The 15,414-nt window shown below is 68.6% G+C and carries 14 protein-coding genes; 7 read left to right on the top strand and 7 right to left on the bottom strand.

The features are described from left to right. Positions 1-873: S-(hydroxymethyl)mycothiol dehydrogenase (locus H289_RS0128160; RefSeq protein ID WP_020104207.1), on the bottom strand; the 873-nt coding region annotated here is incomplete at its 3' end. 113 nt (positions 874-986) lie between these two features. Between H289_RS0128160 and H289_RS0128165 the strand changes: the two genes are divergently transcribed. Next, positions 987-1,805 (top strand): serine hydrolase domain-containing protein, encoded by an 819-nt coding sequence (locus tag H289_RS0128165; RefSeq protein WP_029105858.1) that lies wholly within the window; start codon positions 987-989, stop codon positions 1,803-1,805. Here the strand turns inward: H289_RS0128165 and H289_RS0128170 are convergent. Further along, positions 1,802-3,220: an NCS2 family permease gene (locus tag H289_RS0128170; protein ID WP_020104209.1), complete on the bottom strand. Its 1,419-nt coding sequence runs from the start codon at positions 3,218-3,220 to the stop codon at positions 1,802-1,804. The two genes, H289_RS0128165 and H289_RS0128170, sit on opposite strands and share 4 nt — an antisense overlap. A gap of 256 nt (positions 3,221-3,476) precedes the next feature. On the opposite strand from H289_RS0128170, the gene H289_RS0128175 reads away from it, so the two are divergent. Next, positions 3,477-3,992: a DUF3145 domain-containing protein gene (locus H289_RS0128175; protein WP_029105859.1), complete on the top strand. Its 516-nt coding sequence runs from the start codon at positions 3,477-3,479 to the stop codon at positions 3,990-3,992. Positions 3,993-4,120: 128 nt separating this feature from the next. On the opposite strand, the gene H289_RS0128180 is transcribed toward H289_RS0128175, so the two are convergent. The 3 genes from H289_RS0128180 to H289_RS0128190 are packed head-to-tail and all read right to left on the bottom strand — an operon-like array spanning position 4,121 to position 7,373. Next, complete coding sequence (locus H289_RS0128180) at positions 4,121-5,578, bottom strand: flavin-containing monooxygenase (RefSeq protein WP_020104211.1); 1,458 nt, start codon at positions 5,576-5,578, stop codon at positions 4,121-4,123. Beyond that, entirely contained in the window at positions 5,578-6,492 is a 915-nt protein-coding gene (locus H289_RS0128185) for a patatin-like phospholipase family protein (RefSeq protein WP_020104212.1), read from the bottom strand. The genes H289_RS0128180 and H289_RS0128185 overlap by 1 nt, the downstream gene beginning before the upstream one ends. Then, complete coding sequence (locus H289_RS0128190; protein ID WP_036421744.1) at positions 6,489-7,373, bottom strand: SDR family oxidoreductase; 885 nt, start codon at positions 7,371-7,373, stop codon at positions 6,489-6,491. Before H289_RS0128190 ends, H289_RS0128185 begins: the two co-directional genes overlap by 4 nt. A gap of 115 nt (positions 7,374-7,488) precedes the next feature. Between H289_RS0128190 and H289_RS0128195 the strand changes: the two genes are divergently transcribed. Beyond that, complete coding sequence (locus tag H289_RS0128195) at positions 7,489-8,127, top strand: TetR/AcrR family transcriptional regulator (protein ID WP_029105860.1); 639 nt, start codon at positions 7,489-7,491, stop codon at positions 8,125-8,127. 14 nt (positions 8,128-8,141) lie between these two features. Here H289_RS0128195 and H289_RS0128200 read toward each other — a convergent pair whose 3' ends face one another. Beyond that, the gene (locus H289_RS0128200; protein ID WP_020104215.1) at positions 8,142-9,029 is read right to left on the bottom strand and encodes a diacylglycerol kinase; all 888 of its coding nucleotides are present in this window, start codon (positions 9,027-9,029) and stop codon (positions 8,142-8,144) included. After that, entirely contained in the window at positions 9,026-10,606 is a 1,581-nt protein-coding gene (locus tag H289_RS0128205; RefSeq protein WP_029105861.1) for an FAD-binding oxidoreductase, read from the bottom strand. Before H289_RS0128205 ends, H289_RS0128200 begins: the two co-directional genes overlap by 4 nt. Before the next feature lie 50 nt (positions 10,607-10,656). Between H289_RS0128205 and H289_RS0128210 the strand changes: the two genes are divergently transcribed. The 4 genes from H289_RS0128210 (at position 10,657) to H289_RS0128225 (ending at position 15,353) form a co-directional block, all read left to right on the top strand. Continuing rightward, entirely contained in the window at positions 10,657-11,241 is a 585-nt protein-coding gene (locus H289_RS0128210; protein ID WP_029105862.1) for a TetR/AcrR family transcriptional regulator, read from the top strand. Next, entirely contained in the window at positions 11,238-12,758 is a 1,521-nt protein-coding gene (locus H289_RS0128215) for a glycerol-3-phosphate dehydrogenase/oxidase (protein ID WP_020104218.1), read from the top strand. The genes H289_RS0128210 and H289_RS0128215 overlap by 4 nt, the downstream gene beginning before the upstream one ends. A 259-nt stretch (positions 12,759-13,017) precedes the next feature. Further along, a complete protein-coding gene (locus H289_RS0128220; RefSeq protein WP_020104219.1) occupies positions 13,018-14,151 on the top strand; it encodes an LLM class flavin-dependent oxidoreductase in 1,134 nt (377 codons plus the stop codon). A gap of 2 nt (positions 14,152-14,153) precedes the next feature. Continuing rightward, a complete protein-coding gene (locus H289_RS0128225; RefSeq protein ID WP_020104220.1) occupies positions 14,154-15,353 on the top strand; it encodes an acyl-CoA dehydrogenase family protein in 1,200 nt (399 codons plus the stop codon). The last annotated feature ends 61 nt before the right edge of the window (positions 15,354-15,414 follow it).

The following is a 15,414-nucleotide window of genomic DNA, read 5'->3' on the forward strand; positions in this document are numbered from 1 at the left end:
CAGCGGCATCTCGAGGGTCATGTCGGGTGTCGGAACACCCACCAGGACAACGGTTCCGGCCAGATCGCGGGCGTAGAACGCCTGCTTCCAGGTCTCGGGCCGGCCGACCGCGTCGATCACGACGTCGGCGCCGAAGCCGTCGGTCAGGTCCTGGATGGTCTCGACGGCGTCGAGGTCGCGGGCGTTGATGGTGTGGGTGGCGCCGAACTCGCGCGCCCAGTGCAGTTTCTGGTTGTCGGTGTCGACGGCGATGATCCGCTTGGCGCCGACCAGGGCCGCGCCGGCGATGGCCGCATCGCCCACGCCGCCGCAGCCGATGACCGCGACGGTGTCGTCACGCGTCACGCCGCCGGTATTGATGGCGGCGCCGATGCCGGCCATCACGCCGCAGCCCAGCAGTCCGGCAACGGCCGGGTCGGCTTCGGAATCGACCTTGGTGCACTGGCGTTCGTGCACGAGGGTCTTGTCGGCGAAGGCGCCGATGCCCAGGGCGGGGGTGAGTTCGGTGCCGTCGGTCAGCGTCATCTTCTGGGTGGCGTTGAACGTGTCGAAGCACAGGTGCGGGCGGCCGCGCTTGCAGGCGCGGCACTCGCCGCAGACGGCGCGCCAGTTGAGGATGACGAAGTCGCCGGGGGCGACGTGGGTGACGCCCTCTCCGACCGACTCGACGGTGCCGGCGGCTTCGTGGCCGAGCAGGAACGGATACTCGTCGTTGATGCCGCCCTCGCGGTAGGTGAGGTCGGTGTGGCACACGCCGCAGGCGATGATGTCGACGACGACTTCACCGGGTCCGGGATCGGGGATGACGATGTCGACGAGCTCGACGGGCTGCTTCTTGGCCCGGGAAATCACACCACGCACTGTCTGACTCATGGCTATAACCTAATGCCTCCGGGAAGTGTTGGAATGGTGTCCATACAAATGTCTGGTTAACGGTGGCTCGGCCCGTGCCCATCGGCCCTGCGATCTGTGACAGGGTCGTGGGCGTGACCGCTCTCGAGCTGCTGGATTCCTGGCCGGTGCCGAACGCCGCGGCGGCGGTGGTGTCGCCCGCCGGTGTGCTCGCCACGCACGGACCCGTCGACCGCGCGTTCCGGCTCGCGTCGGTGACCAAGCCACTGGTGGCCCGCGCCGCGCAGGTCGCCATCGAAGAGGGCGTCGTCGAGTTGGACAGCCCGGCCGGCCCGCCCGGGTCGACGGTCCGCCACCTGCTCGCGCACACCTCGGGTCTCGCCATGCAGACGCCCGACGCCATCGCGGCGCCCGGCACGCGGCGCATCTACTCGAACGTCGGGTTCGCGGTGCTGGCCCAGACGCTGCAGCACGAGTCCGGAATCGAGTTCGCGCAGTATCTGCGCGAAGCGGTTTTCGAGCCGCTGGGGATGAGCGATTCCGATCTGCCTGGGGCAGCCGAAACCGCGGGCTACGGCGCCTGGTCCACGGTGACAGACCTGGCGGTGTTCGCCGGTGACCTGCTGCGTCCGGCCCTGGTGTCGACGCCCATGCACGCCGATGCGATCTCGGTGCAATTCCCGGGTCTCGATGGGGTACTACCGGGATTCGGATCGCAGCGCCCGAACGACTGGGGCTTGGGCTTCGAGATCCGGGACGGCAAGCATCCGCACTGGACGGCCGCGGGCAACTCGGGACGGACGTTCGGCCACTTCGGTCAGTCGGGGACGTTCCTCTGGGTGGACCCGGAGGTGGACCTGGCGCTCGTCGTGCTGACGGACCGCGATTTCGGGGACTGGACGCACACCGTCTGGCCGGAGGTGTCGGCCGCGGTCCTGCGGGAGTTCGCCTAGCGGACGACCCCGATCATGCTGTCGATCCAGCCGCGTGCGAAGAACAGCAGGAACCCGGCGGCGACGATCCACAGCAGTGGGCTGATCTCCCTGATGCGTCCCGACGCCGCGCGCAGCACGGCCCAGGCGATGAAGCCGACGCCGATGCCGTTGGCGATCGAGTAGGACAGCGGCATGACGGCCACCGTCAGCACCACCGGCAGGGCCACCGAGAAGTCGGAGAAGTCGATCTCGCGGAGCACCGAGACCATCAGGGTGCCGACGATCACGAGCGCGGCGGCCGCGACCTCGGTGGGCACGATCTCCGTCAGCGGCGTCAAGAACATGGCGGCCAGGAACAAGCCGCCGGTCACGAGGCTGGCCAGGCCGGTGCGGGCGCCTTCGCCGATGCCGGTGCCCGATTCGACGAAGACGGTGTTGGACGATGCCGACACCGCGCCGCCGACGACCGCGCCGGTGCCCTCGATGACCAGCGCGGACTGCAGGCGCGGGAAGTTGCCGTGCTCGTCGGCCAGGCCGGCCTGCCGGGACAGGCCCGTCATGGTGCCCATGGCGTCGAAGAAGTTGGTGAACAGCAGCGTGAACACCAGCATGAGCGCGGCGATGGCGCCGATCCGGCCGAAGCTGCCGAAGTCCACGTGACCGATCAGCGACAGGTTGGGCACCGCGAACGGCGAGCCGGACAGCGTCGGGACGGACAGGCTCCAGCCGCCGGCCTTCTCCGTTGCCGAGCCCAGGTGCCAGATCGCCTCGATGATGGCGGCCAGCACAGTGCCCGATATGAGTCCGATGAGGATGCCGCCGCGCACCTTGCGGGCCACCAGGACACCCGAGGTCAGCAGGGTGAACACGAAGACCAGGGTGGGGATCGCGCGGACCGAGCCGGTGCCGCCGGCGCCCAGACCCAGCGGCGGCGACGGATGTCCCGTCGACGCGACGAAGCCGGCGTTGACCAGGCCGATGAACATGATGAACAGCCCGATGCCGGCGGTGATGGCCAGTTTCAGCGGCATGGGCACGGCGTCGAAGATCATGCGCCGCAGGCCGGTGACGGCCATCGCGACGATGATGAGGCCTTCGACGACCACCAGGCCCATGGCTTCCGGCCACGTCAGGACGCCCACCACCGAGCTGGCCAGGAACGAGTTGATGCCGAGCCCGGCGGCGAACGCGAAGGGGAGCCGGGCGACGACGCCGAACAGGATCGTCATGGCGCCGGCCGCCAGTGATGTCACCGCGGAGACTTGGCCGAACGGGAGCTTGTGCCCGGCGATGTCTGCCGTGCTCGACAGGATGATGGGGTTCAGCACGATGATGTACGCCATCGCGATGAAGGTCACCGCGCCGCCGCGCAGTTCAGCGGCGACGGTGGAGCCGCGCGCGGAGATCTCGAAGAACCGGTCCAGGGCAGTCACGGCTTAGAAGATAGATGGCGCGCTGGTGCTCCGTGCGGGGGTTGGCCTGTGTCCGAGAATTGGCTGGGTCGTTGGCCAAATGTCGACAACGAGCCTGATCGCGGTGCGATTCTGTGGCCGTCCTGAGAGATTGCGCGACAGACTAGCGCAACAGGGGTCTCACGCGGCACAATAGACACGCACTAAACAACTGCAACATTTCAGCAACACCAGGTCGTTGGGGAAGACGTCCCTCGTGTAGCTGAAGGAGCAGATGATGCGTGCGTCGAACCAACTCGCCGACGCGACGACGGGCGTGGTGTATATCCATGCCTCTCCCGCGGCGGTGTGCCCGCATGTGGAGTGGGCGCTTTCGTCGACTCTGTCGGCCCGGGCGAACCTCAAGTGGACGCCCCAACCCGCCATGCCCGGTCAGCTGCGTGCCATCACCAACTGGATGGGACCCGTCGGCACCGGAGCCCAGCTCGCCAGCGCACTGCGCTCGTGGTCGGTGCTGCGCTTCGAGGTGACCGAGGACCCGAGCGCCGGCGTCGACGGACACCGCTGGTGCCACACCCCGACCCTGGGGCTGTGGAGCGGATCGATGAGCGCCAACGGCGACATCATGGTCGGCGAGCAGCGTCTGCGCACGTTGATGGAGGGCGGCGCCGACATGCTCGCCGCCGAACTCGACACCGTGCTCGGCACCGCCTGGGACGAGGCGCTCGAGCCGTATCGAGGCGGCGGCGCCGAGGTCGGCGAAGTCAGCTGGTTGAACCGGGGCGTGGGGTAGTTCCAGCGGTCTCCCTTGGCATGTTTGGCCCAGAGCCGTCAACTTTCCTTGACGTCAAGGAAAGTTGACGGCCCCAGATCGAATGTGTCACCCGGTTGGGCGCTGCCCGGAAGTACTGATCGTTCCGATCAACTCACCCGGTAGTGCTCGGGCTCCGGCTCGCTCAGCATGCTGGTGATCGTGGCGACGTCGAACGGCCACAGGTCGATGGTGCCGCCTTCGCTGAAGTACCAGGAGTTGCAGCCGGTGTTCCACACCGTCGGCTCCATGGCCTCGACAGCCGCGGCGTTGAACTCGTCGGTGGCCTCCTCGGTCACCTCGACCTCGTTGATCTCGCCACGCTCGAATCGCTTGAGCCACTTCACGATGTACCGCGCGGTGAGTTCCGCCGTGTACTGCAAAGAAATGGACCCCGTCGGCGAGTTCGGGCCCAGCACGGTGAACAGGTTCGGGAAGCCGGGAATCGCGGTCATGCGGTAGGCCCGCGGGCCCTTGACCCACGCGTCGTCGAGCGTGACGCCGTCGCGGCCCACCACCTGCATCGGGCGCATGTAGTTGTGCGCCTGAAAACCGGTGGCCAGCACGGCGATGTCGATCCGGTGGTGCTCACCCTCCGTGGTGCTGATGCCGGTGGGCGTGAACGCGGCGATGCGATCGGTGACCAGCTGGGCGTTGGGGGCCTTGATCGCCTGGTAGTACGTACCCGACAGCACCTGCCGCTTGCACAGTGGCTGGTAGTCGGGCGTCAGCTCGGCACGCAGCTTCGGATCGCGGACCTGGGCCCGCAGGCTCAGCCGGGCGTACTGCTGCACCAGCTTGCGGCGCCACGTCGGCTTGGTCACGATGTCGACGAGGACGCTCGAGCCCCACAGCGGAATGCGTTCGGCGACGGCCTGATACAGCTGCGGCATGGCGCGCAGCAACGCGGTGACGGCACTCAGCTGCGGCAATTTCATCGGTGCCCACAGCATCCACTGCGGGGAACGGGCGAAGTGCAGCAGCTTGCCGGCCGTGGGCTGCAGTGCCGAAACCACCTGCACGCCGGTCGATCCGGTGCCGATCACGGCGATGCGCTTGCCCGCGGTCTCGAGTTCGGGGTCCCACCGGGCGGTGTGCACGACGGTGCCCTCGAAGGAGTCCATGCCGGGGATGTCGGGGGTGAAGGGGTGGTGCAGCACCCCGGTGGCGCAGATGACGAAATCGGCGGTGAGCGTCTCGTGCTCGGTCGTGACGGTCCAGGTGTGTTCATCCTGGTCGTAGTGCAGCGACGTGACTTCGGTGTTGAGTCGAAGGTGGTTGTCGAGGCCGAACCGCGCGACGACGTCGCGGTGATACTCCTGAATCTCCTGGCCGCCCGCCCAGATATGGCTCCAGTCGGGCTTGGGGGCGAAGGCGAACTGGTAGATGTGCGACGGCACGTCACACGTCAGGCCTGGGTAGCGGTTCCAGTGCCAGACCCCGCCGACGTCCGAACCCTTCTCCAGGATGGTGAAGTTGGTGAACCCGGCCTGCTGAAAGGTGTATGCCGAGGCGATCCCGGCGACGCCGGCACCGATGATGACGATGCGCGGATCACGTGTGCTCATCAGGACTCCCAAGCTCGGCGCACCGTGTTCGGTGCGGTGGTCATGGCGGATTCGAACGCGGCGCGCCGTCGGCTGCGCAGCATGAAATTGGCACCCAGGCCGGCCAGATCGGCGGCGTCGGGCTGGATCAGGACCACCTCGATGCCGCGGGCCCGGGCCGTGGCCACCTCGGCGTCCAGCACGGTGGACATCGGGCGGCGGAGCAACCGGTGCTCCAGGAAGCCACCGAATCCCGGTGCGCGCACGCCGCTTTCGGAAGCCATCGGCGTGATGACGTAGATGAGGTCGGCGTCGTCATGGCTGATGAGGTCGACCGACGCCGTGGACGCGGCACCGCCGTCGACGAATTTGCGGTCACCGATGCTGACCGGCGGCATCCAGCCCGGGACTCCCCAGGACGCCCGAAGTGCTTCGCCCGCCGTGGCTTTCGGCGCACCAGGCGCGCCGAAAGCGACCCGCTCTCCGCGTTGGTAGTCGAACGCCACCATGCGGGCTCCCGGATGATCAAGCCACCCCGACTTGTTGGCGAAGCCGGATGCCAAGCGCTGCAGCCATGTTGCGTCGGCGCGCCCCGTGGGTGCGATACCCGTGACCGCGGCCAGGCCGTTCTGACTGCGCAGGAGCGATGGATTCAGCAAGCGCGGTGCCGGCAGGGGCGGCAGGCTCGGCGGGGTCGCCTCAATGTGCCGGCTCAGGCGTTCGTCGGTGCTGGTGCCGCGGTGCATCGCCACCAGGTCGTCGACGGACGCGCCGCCGCCGAGCATCGTGACGATTTCGGCGCCCGCCGAGGTGCCCTGCAACACCGAGGCTTCCCGCGGGTCCCAGCCCGTCTGCTCCTGCAATGCGTGCAGGGCCGCGACGATCCATGCGCCGCCGATCGTCCCGCCGCAGCCGATGACCAGTGCCCGCTTCATCGTCGCGGTTCCGAGTTCGACTCGGCGTCATGGTCTTTCGACTGCCGCTCGATCCGTTCCAGGTAGGCTGAACGGCCGACGGGGTCCAGGGCCGTCAGGGCGCGGCGGTCATCGATGAGCGAGCGCCCCGCGCGCTGGATGAACTCGGGGACCAGCGCGTCGATCAGTGCCCAGCCGGGCGCCACCCATTCGGGTACCGAGGTGCGGGCGGCCTTGGTGCGCAATGTCTTCAGGATGGCTTGCGCGACATCCTCTGGGTCGACAGTCGGCATGCCACCGCCGAGTTGGACGCCGGAGGAGAGTTCGGTGCGTACTGCCGAGGGCAGCACCGCGCACACCGTGACGCCCGTTCCGGCGTATTCGGTGCGCGCCGCCAGTGATGCGCCGACCGCGGCGAACTTGCTGGCGTTGTAGGTGACCATGCCCGGGACGGGGATCATGCCGGCCATCGATGCCACGTTCACCACGTGGCCGCTGCCGCGCGTGATCATAAAGGGGATCACGGCCCGCATGCCGTTCAGTACGCCGCGGACGTTGACGTCGAGGATCAGGTCGGTCGTCGCCTCGGCTTCGGTCTCGAAGGCACCGAGGGGCATGACGCCGGCGTTGTTGATGAGGACGTCGATGCGGCCGGAGTCCTTGAGGACCTGCCCGACGAACTGGTCCCAGGAGTCGCGCCGGGTGACGTCGAGGCGCGCGCTGCGACAGCGGGGGATTTTGCGGGCCGTCTGCTCGGCGATGTCGGCGTCGACGTCGCCGATCCACACGTTGGCGCCGTGCTGTGAGAACAGCTCGGCGGTCTTGGCGCCGATGCCCCTGGCGCCTCCGGTGATGATGACTGTGGCGCCGTCGAGTGACATGGCGCGTCGTGCTAGCTGCATCGATAGCCTCGTATCTGCTGGTAGGAGCCTTTCCGGCTCATTCGAATACTCACGGTATCCGAATTCTCCGAGTAAAGCTAGTACTCCCGGTATCGCAAACCACTAATATCAACGCATGCCGCGATTGACCAGGGTGCAGCGTCAGGAACAGACGCGTGCCGAGCTGCTCGACGCGGCCAAGGCCCGGTTTCTCAAGCACGGCTATGCCTCCACGAGCCTCGAGGACATCGCCGACGACGCCGGCTACAGCAAGGGCGCGGTGTATTCGAACTTCGGTAGCAAGCCGGTCCTGTGCCGGGAGGTGCTCGAGGCCATCCACCGCGAGAAGTTCGCCGAGATGTCAGAGCTGGCGATGTCGGATGCCGATGTGCCGAGCCGCGTCGAGGCGGTGAACGCCTGGCTGGAACGGACCGCCGGCGACGTGGGCTGGACGATGCTCGAACTCGAATTCGTGGTGCTGTCGCGCAACGATCCCGAGCTGGGGCAGATGGTCACGGACCTCCGCAACGAAGCCGCTCAGATGGTCGTCGATGTATTGCGTTCGCTCGCGGTCGATTTGGGGCTCGGCGAAGAGCAGATGGTCGCCGCCGGGGTGATCGACAGCTTCGACGACATCGGCAACCTCTTTCTCAGCGCCGGCATCGGGCTCGGGATCCAACGTGCCGTCGATCCGACATTGCCGGCCCGACCGGTCACCGGCGCCATCACCCGGTTGATGAATCTGCTTGCGCTGCTTGCGGCTACGCAGGACTGAAGGTCGTCGCCAGGCTACGGAACCAGGACCCGCAGCGCGTTCGGCACCGCGGACACCGTCACCGGCAGCGGGCAGACGAATTCGCCGTCGGCATAGGCGTTTATGCCCGGCACGTCGATCGTGACAGTGCGGGCCCGCCTCGTGGACACCTCGTCGAGGTGGACATGCGTGCCCTTGAACACCGTGGGGAACAGCCGGATCAACTTGGTGCGCGACGCCGAGGCCGCCATCGTGACATCGAGCAGGCCGTCGTTGAGGTCGGCGCCCGGGCAGATCAGCATGCCGCCGCCATAGCTCTTGCCATTGCCGAAAGTCGCCAGTGTCACGGGGATTTCCTGCTCGGGACCACCGTCGAAACTGACCCGCGCCGTGTGCAGCCGCAACTGCGACAGCTCGACCAGCATGGCCGCGTTGTAGCGCATCCGGCCCCGCGGCCACGTCATCCGGTTGGCGCGGTCGGTGACCAGCGAGTCGAAGCCCGCCGACATCACTGTGCCGAACCAGCGGACGGTGCCGTCGGCGCCCTCGATCCGGCCGAGGTCGATGGTGCGGGTGCGGCGCGTCGCGATGATGTCCGCGGCGGCTTCCGGGTCGTCCCGCGGAATCCCGAACTCGCGGGCGTGGTCATTGCCGGTGCCGGCGGGGATGATGCCGAGCGGCACGTCGCCCTGCGCAAGCGCCTGCAGCGCAAGGGAAATGATGCCGTCACCGCCGGACACCACGACCGCATCGGTGCCGTGGTCGAGCGCCTCGTCGAGTAATTGGCGGGCATGGGCGGCGTCGGACCCGATCAGTTCGACCACGTCGACACCGCGCCTCTGCAGCCGCACGACGGCGCGCTGCGCTGCCGCCGAGCCCCGACCCTGGCCCGAGGCGGGGTTGGTCAGGAGGGTGACTCTCATGGGATCAGCTTGCCCGGGTTGAGGATTCCACCGGGATCGAGCACGTTCTTGACGGCGCGCAGCACCTCGACACCCAGGTCACCGACCTCGGCCGTCATCCACGGCTTGTGGTCGGCGCCGACGGCGTGGTGGTGGGTGATGGTGGCGCCGCAGCGCACCATCGCCTCGGACGCAGCGGTTTTCGCCGCGCGCCACTGCTCGATGGGGTTGCCGCGCTGGCCGGCCACGACCGTGAAGTACAGCGAGGCGCCCGTGGGGTAGACGTGCGAGATGTGGCACATCACCAAAGCCGGTGTCCCGCTTTCCTGTAGCGAGCTGGTGAGAGCCTCGGTGACGGCCGCCTTCAGCGCCGGCACGTTGGACCACGTCGTCGCGGTCTCCAAGGTCTCACACAGGGCGCCGGCCGTCAGCAGCGAGTCGCGCAGGTACGGGGCGCCGAACCGGCCGTGCTGCCAGGCGCGGGCCGGGGCTTCGCCGAGCGACGTGCCACCTTGAGCGGCCAGCAGCGCACGCGTCTCGTCATGGCGGCTCTCGGTGTGCGCGGCCGAGCCCTCGAACAGGGTGATGGCCAGGCAGCCACCGGTGATGGTCTGCTCGCCGATGCTGTCGGTGGTGGCCAGGTTGATGCCGGTCTCCACCTCATCGGACAGGCGGATGACCGTCGGACCGGTGCCTGTCTGCACGACCGCGCGCAAAGCCGCTGCGCCGGTGGCGAAGTCGGGGAAGGACCAGGCCTCATAGCGGGTGGTCTCGGGCACCGGATGCACGCGCAGCCGCACCCGGGTGATGACGCCGAAGGTGCCCTCCGAGCCGACGATCAGCTGACGCAGGTCGGGCCCGGCCGCCGACGCCGGGGCGCGGCCCAGGTCGAGGACGCCGGCCGGGGTGACGACGGTGAGCCCGCGCACCATGTCGTCGAACCGGTTGTAGCCGGCCGAGTTCTGCCCCGACGACCGCGTCGCGGCGAACCCGCCGATGGTGGCGAATTCGAAGCTCTGCGGGAAGTGGCCGAGCGAAAAGCCCTCGGCGCCAAGGAGTTCCTCGGCCTGCGGGCCGGTGACGCCGGCCTCGAGTTCGGCCTCGCCGGATTCCTTGTCGAGCCCGACCAGCCGGTCCAGCCGGCGCAGGTCCAGCGACACGACGGCGCTGAAGCCGTTCCGGATCGGGTCGAGTCCGCCGACCACACTGGTGCCGCCGCCGAACGGGACGACCGCGATGCGGTGTTCGGTGCAGTAGCTCAGGATGGCCGCGATCTGTTCTTCGTTGCCCGGCAACAGGACCGCGTCCGGTGCATCCTGCTCGCCGGTGTCCTTGCGGCGCAACAGGTCCAGCGTCGACTTGCCGCCGGCCCGCAGCAGGCGGTCGTGATCGTCCGTACGGCAGAACTCGTCGCCGACGATCGCCGCGAGTGCGACGCGGTCGGCGTCTGCCAGGGCGGACGGACGCAACGTGACCTGGTCGGCCTCGAGTTCGTCCGCCGGAGCCGCGTCGATGCCCAGGGCCGCGGTCAGCAGGCCGCGGATGCCGTCGGACAGGGGCTTGGCTGCAGCGGGGTCGCCCCAGGCGTTCCACTTCATCGGCGGTTCGAGGTGGTCACGTGTCGCGGTCATGCGTTACAGTATTACACATGATGTCAATCAGTAACGATGAAGCTCGGGATTCCCTCGATGCCCGAATCATCGACGCTGCGGCTGACTGCGTGATCGCCTTCGGCGTGGATCGCGTGACGTTGGCCGAGATCGCACGTCGCGCCGGCGTCAGCCGGCCGACGGTGTACCGGCGCTGGCCGGACACCCAGGCGATCCTCGCAGCACTGCTGACGGCACGAATCACCAACGCGCTCAATGAGGTTGCCGTCACTGGCGACGACCGCGACGCGATCGTCCAGCGCATGGTCGGCATGGCCGAGCGGCTGCGCGACGACGAAGTCATCATGTCCGTCCTGAGCAGCGCACCCGCTCTGGCGATGGTCTACATCTCCCAGCGCATGGGTACGAGCCAGCAGATCCTGCTGGAAGTGCTGGCCGGCGCGCTGGCCACGGCGCAGGCCGACGGCAGCGTCCGCCCCAGCGACCCCAGGCAACTCGCCGCCATGTGCCTGCTGATCGTCCAGTCCGCCATCCAGTCCGCACAGATGGTCGCGCCCGTCCTCGACGTCGCCGCGCTGGACATCGAACTTGCTCACTCCCTGAACGGATACCTCAAGCCATGACCACCAGTGCCCTCAATGCCGCCCGCCGCAGCGCCGAGCTGACGGCCCTGGCCGACGGCGAGACCGTCGACGTCGTCGTCATCGGCGGCGGGATCACCGGCGTGGGCATCGCGCTGGACGCCGCGACCCGCGGACTGTCGACGGTGCTCGTCGAGAAACACGACCTGGCGTTCGGCACCAGCCGGTGGAGTTCCAAACTCGTGCACGGCGGCCTGCGCTACCTGGCCACCGGAAACGTGGGTATCGCCCGGCGCAGCGCCATCGAGCGCGGCATTCTGATGAGCCGCAACGCCCCGCACCTCGTGCACGCCATGCCGCAACTCGTGCCGCTGCTGCCCGAGATGAACCGGGCCTCAAGGGCTTTGGTCCGTACGGGATTCATCGCCGGCGACGGCCTGCGCCGGCTGGCCGGCACGTCGGCGTCGATCCTGCCGCGGTCGGGCCGGGTCGACGCGGCCCGCGCGGCGGAGTTGGTGCCCGCGGTCCGTCGCGACGGACTCGACGGCGCGCTGCTCGCCTACGACGGCCAACTGATCGACGACGCCCGTCTGGTCACCGCGGTGGCACGCACCGCCGCCCAGCATGGCGCCCGAATCCTGACCCGGGTGGCGGCATCCGATGCCACCGGCACCTCGGTGCGGCTGACCGACCAACTCACCGGGGAGTCCTTCGATCTGACGGCGCGCGCGGTGATCAACGCCGCCGGCGTATGGGCCGGTGAGCTCGACGCCGCGATCAAGCTGCGGCCCAGCCGCGGCACCCACCTGGTCTTCGACGCCGCGGCGTTCGGCAATCCGACTGCGGCCCTGACGGTTCCGATCCCGGGCGAGCTCAACCGGTTCATCTTCGCCATGCCCGAACAGCTCGGCCGCGTCTACCTCGGCCTCACCGACGAGGACGCGCCCGGCCCCATTCCCGATGTGCCGCAACCGACTCCGGCCGAGATCACGTTTCTGCTGGACACCGTCAACACCGCGCTGGCGACAAGCCTGGGGCCGGACGACGTGCGCGGCGCCTATGCCGGGCTGCGGCCGCTGATCGACACTGGTGAGGGCAACACCGCCGACGTCTCGCGCGATCACGCTGTCGTCGAGTCCGGCAGTGGTGTGCTCAGCGTCATCGGCGGCAAGCTCACCGAATACCGGTACATGGCCGAGGATGTGCTGAACCGGGCGGTGTCGCTGCGCGACCTGGGCGCAGGGGAGTGCCGGACGCGGAATCTGCCCCTGGTCGGGGCTCCGGAGAACCCGGTGTCGGTGGATCGTGTTGCGGCGCTGCCGGAGTCGCTCGTGGCGCGCTACGGCGCCGAGGCGCCGAACGTGTTCGCCGCCGCCACCTGTGACCGTCCCACCGAGCCGGTGGCCGACGGAATCGACGTCACGCGGGCCGAATTCGAATACGCCGTCACGCACGAAGGCGCGCTGAGCGCCGACGACATCCTGGACCGCCGGACCCGGATCGGGCTCGTCGGCGCCGACCGCGACCGCGTCGCCGCCGTGGCACAGGAATTCATCTAACTGCCGGATCGGGCGTTTGGAATCAGCATGATTCTGACCGAATAGCAGCCACGTCCGGTGGTCACGCCTGCCGCGGCAGCGTGAGCCGATTCAGCGGCAGTACCCGGAGGCAGTGCTTGCCTCTACATTTCGGAGAGAAGTCTGCATTCGCCACTGCGCTTTCTCTTGTGGTGGCATCACGTTCCCGGGAGTTGAGCCATGCCTGTTCTGACCACGACCACTCGCAACGGCAGTCGCGTCGAGTTCTCGCGGTAGACCGATGGCAATCACGTTGCACTGGTTCCTGCCGACCAACGGTGACTCGCGCACCGACCTGAGTCTCGGCAACGCGGTCGGTGGCGCAGGCAGCCGGGCGGACGCCTTCGGTGCCGATCGGGCTCCCGACATCGACTACCTCAGCCTGGTGGCCGGTGCCGCGGAGAAGCTCGGGTTCACCGGGGCGCTGACCCCCACCAGTAGCTGGTGTGAGGACGCCTGGGTGTTCACGGCAGCACTGACGCAGCGAACCGAACACTTCAAGTACCTGGTGGCCTTCCGGCCGGGCCTGCAGGCCCCGACCCTGGTTGCCCAGGCCGCCGCCACCTATCAGCGAATCTCGCGGAATCGACTGCTGCTCAACGTCGTCACCGGTGGCGATGACGTCGAGCAGCGCCGCTTCGGCGACTACCTCGGCAAGTCTGAGCGCTATGAGCGGGCCGCGGAGTTCCTCACGATCTTCCGGCAGCTGTGGTCCGGCGAGCCCGTCACCTTCACCGGCAAGCACCTGTCGGTGGAGAACGCGACGATCATCCCCGCCGACACCTGGCCGGACATCTACCTGGGCGGCTCGTCGGCCGAAGCGCTGGAAGTGGCCGCCGAACATGCCGACGTGTACCTGACCTGGGGTGAGCCACCGGCTCAGGTCGCTGAGAAGCTCGATGCCGTGCGGCACCAGGTCAAGAACCTGGGCCGAGCGCGGCGGGCGGCCGGGGACCTGCGGTTCGGCATCCGCCTGCACGTCATCAGCCGTCCCACCGAAGAAGAGGCGTGGGCACAGGCCGACAAACTGCTGGCGGGCCTCGATCCCGAGAGCATCAAGCGCGCCCAGCAGGTGCAGCGCAACTCCCAGTCGGAGGGGCAGCGGCGGATGTCCGCCCTTCACGGCGGCCGGACCGACAACTTGGAGGTGTCGCCCAACTTGTGGGCCGGCATCGGTCTGGTCCGTGGCGGCGCCGGCACTGCCCTGGTCGGCAGCCACGAGCAGGTCGCCGACCGCATCGCCGAGTACCACGAGCTGGGCCTCGACGAGTTCATCCTGTCCGGGTACCCGCACCTGGAAGAGGCCTTCGCCTTCGGTGAGGGCGTCATTCCGATCCTGGCCGAGCGTGGCCTGCTCGCTGATCGGCACGCCTGACCATGGTCCGCAGCCGGGCTCCCAGGACCCACGCCCAAGTCGTCGCAGTCGCGGAGGAGTTCGCGGTGTCGGTGAAGCCCGGTGCGGCAGAACGTGATCGGGCCGGCGCGGTACCCCGCGCTGAAGTGGCCGAGTTCGACAACCTGGGCCTGCCGGCCGTCACGGTGCCGATCGACGACGGCGGAGACGGGCTCGGGCCGCGAACGCTGGCCGAGGTCATCCGGATCGTCGCGGCCGCCGACCCGGCGCTCGCGCAGACGCCGCAGGGGCACTACCTGGCCGTCGACATCCTGCGCCTGCTCGGCACACCACTGCAGCGGGCCCGAATCCTGCCCGCTGTCGTCGACGGCGCGCGCATCGCCCCGGTGCTCGCCGAGCGCGGTGGCCACCATGCCCAAGACCTCAAGACCCGCCTCATCAAAGATGGCGCGCGGTGGCGACTCGACGGCACCAAGTACTACTGCACCGGTGCCATCACGTCGCGGTGGCTGGCGGTCAGCGCGCTCGATCCCGCCGACCGTCTCGTGCTGGCGTTCGTCGAACGTGACGCACCCGGGGTGACCATCGACGAAGACTGGGCCGCCATGGGTCAGCGCTCGACCGTGAGCGGCACCACGACGCTGGACGGCGTCGCCATCGACGGCGACCTGGTGGTGCCGTACTGGTCGGCATTCGAGAAGCCGCAACTGCTCGGTGCCCGCGCCCAGCTGGTCCACACCGCCATCGAAGCCGGTATCGCGGAAGGCGCCCTGGCCGATGCCGCCGAGTTCGTCCGCACCCGCAGCCGGCCGTTCTTCGAGGCGGTGCGATACGGCGGCGCCAACGCTGCGAGCGACGATCCGCACGTCCTGCTGCGGTTCGGCCAGCTCGCCACCCGGACGCGCGCGTCGACCCAGCTACTGCGTTGGGCCGCAGGCGAACTCGAGGACATCGGGCTCGACGTCGCCGATCCCGATGCGGCCGCGCGCGGCTCGATAGCGGTCGCACAGGCCAAGGCCTTCGCCAGTGACGTGGCCGTCGACGTTGCCAGTCAGCTCTTCGCGTTGACCGGCGCGAGCGGTACCGACCGCCGCCACGATCTCGACCGGCACTGGCGCAACGCGCGGACCCACAGCGTGCACGACCCCGTCGACTGGAAGTACCACCACATCGGCGCGTGGGAACTGTCCGGCGTGGCACCGCCGAATCACGGGCAGATCTGAACGCACTTGTGATCCGGGCGATTCTGAATGTTCAGGCGACGTCCGGTGCCCGATACCGTCG

The sequence above is a fragment of the Mycobacterium sp. 360MFTsu5.1 genome, assembly GCF_000383495.1.
Taxonomy (GTDB): Bacteria; Actinomycetota; Actinomycetes; order Mycobacteriales; family Mycobacteriaceae; genus Mycobacterium; species Mycobacterium mucogenicum_B.

Bases quoted from the DNA above. Each gene is read 5' to 3' on its own strand.
- H289_RS0128180 (WP_020104211.1), bottom strand. From the start codon at position 5,578: ATGAGCACACGTGATCCGCGCATCGTCATCATCGGTGCCGGCGTCGCC.
- H289_RS0128220 (WP_020104219.1), top strand. From the start codon at position 13,018: ATGGCAATCACGTTGCACTGGTTCCTGCCGACCAACGGTGACTCGCGC.
- H289_RS0128225 (WP_020104220.1), top strand. From the start codon at position 14,154: ATGGTCCGCAGCCGGGCTCCCAGGACCCACGCCCAAGTCGTCGCAGTC.
- H289_RS0128195 (WP_029105860.1), top strand. From the start codon at position 7,489: ATGCCGCGATTGACCAGGGTGCAGCGTCAGGAACAGACGCGTGCCGAG.
- H289_RS0128185 (WP_020104212.1), bottom strand. From the start codon at position 6,492: ATGAAGCGGGCACTGGTCATCGGCTGCGGCGGGACGATCGGCGGCGCA.
- H289_RS0128200 (WP_020104215.1), bottom strand. From the start codon at position 9,029: ATGAGAGTCACCCTCCTGACCAACCCCGCCTCGGGCCAGGGTCGGGGC.
- H289_RS0128175 (WP_029105859.1), top strand. From the start codon at position 3,477: ATGCGTGCGTCGAACCAACTCGCCGACGCGACGACGGGCGTGGTGTAT.
- H289_RS0128210 (WP_029105862.1), top strand. From the start codon at position 10,657: ATGATGTCAATCAGTAACGATGAAGCTCGGGATTCCCTCGATGCCCGA.
- H289_RS0128215 (WP_020104218.1), top strand. From the start codon at position 11,238: ATGACCACCAGTGCCCTCAATGCCGCCCGCCGCAGCGCCGAGCTGACG.
- H289_RS0128205 (WP_029105861.1), bottom strand. From the start codon at position 10,606: ATGAAGTGGAACGCCTGGGGCGACCCCGCTGCAGCCAAGCCCCTGTCC.
- H289_RS0128190 (WP_036421744.1), bottom strand. From the start codon at position 7,373: ATGCAGCTAGCACGACGCGCCATGTCACTCGACGGCGCCACAGTCATC.